The 1,411-nt window shown below is 68.0% G+C and carries 1 protein-coding gene and 1 pseudogene; one reads left to right on the top strand and one right to left on the bottom strand.

Annotated elements, in window-relative coordinates; all coding sequences use genetic code 11:
- Nucleotides 1–347 precede the first annotated feature (347 nt).
- Nucleotides 348–470: a hypothetical protein gene (locus ACFYWI_RS37615; protein WP_389240556.1), complete on the top strand. Its 123-nt coding sequence runs from the start codon at nucleotides 348–350 to the stop codon at nucleotides 468–470.
- 566 nt (nucleotides 471–1,036) lie between these two features.
- On the opposite strand, the pseudogene ACFYWI_RS37610 reads toward ACFYWI_RS37615, so the two are convergent.
- Nucleotides 1,037–1,167 (bottom strand): annotated as a pseudogene (locus ACFYWI_RS37610) (IS5/IS1182 family transposase); the annotation flags it as partial.
- Nucleotides 1,168–1,411 lie beyond the last annotated feature (244 nt).

Below are 1,411 nucleotides of genomic sequence, written 5' to 3'. Positions count from 1 at the left end.
GACGGACGAACTCCCACTCGGCATCCGACAGTTCATGGCGACGTATCACCCGACCATGATCCACCACGCAAGATCATTTGACGACAGACCCTAGCCGGCCGGGGGCTCGCAGTCCGCCGGCTGGTAGGGCAGTTACACAGGACGCCAATGGGCTGACGGCCCGGCAGGGGCGCCACGGATGAGGTGGACGCCACAAGCGAAAGGTGGCGGGGCCGGCAGGATCGCCTCACTCACCCGCCGCCGTACCCTGCTGGCCGTCTGCGCCGCGGCATTCACGATCAGCGACATGCCTGCGCGACCTCCCCCAAGGCGGCGACCATGCGTACTACGTCGACATCGCCCACTTCATGGCCGGCCTCTCCCTCAGCGGCACCTCCGGGGCGCGGTGGCTGGACGGCGAGCAGCCCACCCGCAGCCGCTGGCGGACGCTGGTCACCGCACGCCGCGAGTACCTGCGCAACGCGCGCTGAGAAAGCAGTCGGCGGCCGTTTCCAGTGGAAACGGAAGACGGTGCCCGGCGCGTCAAGGAACAGGACGCCTGGGCCAAAGTCCACTTCCCTGCCGCGCACGAACGTCTGCGGGCTGCCGCAGACTCGTTCGCCGGCCATCCCGCGGCCGCGCCCTTCATCGCTGCGCTCACCCAGCTCGTGCAAGCGCAAGCCGAACCCACCGGCTTTCGTGGTCCTAGTACTCCAGCAGCGTTTCGCTATCTGGCCTGGTCAGAGGCGTCGTCCGGAGTGTAGTTGGCTGATGGCGTGTCAGGGGCGGTCTTGCCGGACCGTCCCCCCAACGAGCGGAGTCGTAGCCGGTAGTGGCAGTGGCGGGCGACAGCCTGGCGTCTGCGGCGCCAGTGTGACCAGTTCAGCATGTGCGCGCGAAGCGACCGGCCGGCTCGGCGGTTCGGGCTGAGGCAAGGCGCCAGGAGTCGGCGGATTTCTGCCACGGTGAGCGGAGCCAGGGAGCCGGAAGCGTTTCTGCATCCCCCTTTGTCGCTGCGTCGGCGGCCATGACCGCGAGATAGGCGTGGGCGAGCATGCATCGCGTGGTGCACCCCCTCGCCTTTGAGGCGGCAGTCCGGAGGATCTTCCAGGCCTTCATGCGGGCGAAGACGTGCTCGACGCGTGCACGGACCTGTTTGTGGGAGCGGTTGTGTTCCTCGGCATGGTCTACGTGGAGCCTGATCGTGACGGGCCGCTGTGGCGAGCGGGTTTGATCGCCGGGCGGCACCATCAGCTTGAGGACGCGGTGCGGGTTCTGCAGGCGGCTAAGTCCGGGTGAAGTGAAGCGGCCGGGCCCCGGTGGGGGCCCGCCCCGCGGGGTACACACCCCCCACGACTTGGGGGAGGAACCCCACACCCAACACCCGCCGGCCCGACAAGTGTAACATAAAACCAAACACCCCCAATGAACC

Origin of the sequence: Streptomyces sp. NPDC002889 (assembly GCF_042888425.1) — a bacterium.
Taxonomy (GTDB): Bacteria; Actinomycetota; Actinomycetes; order Streptomycetales; family Streptomycetaceae; genus Streptomyces.
The sequence above is the reverse complement of the archived record's forward strand: the minus strand, read 5'-3'. Positions and strand labels throughout refer to the sequence as shown.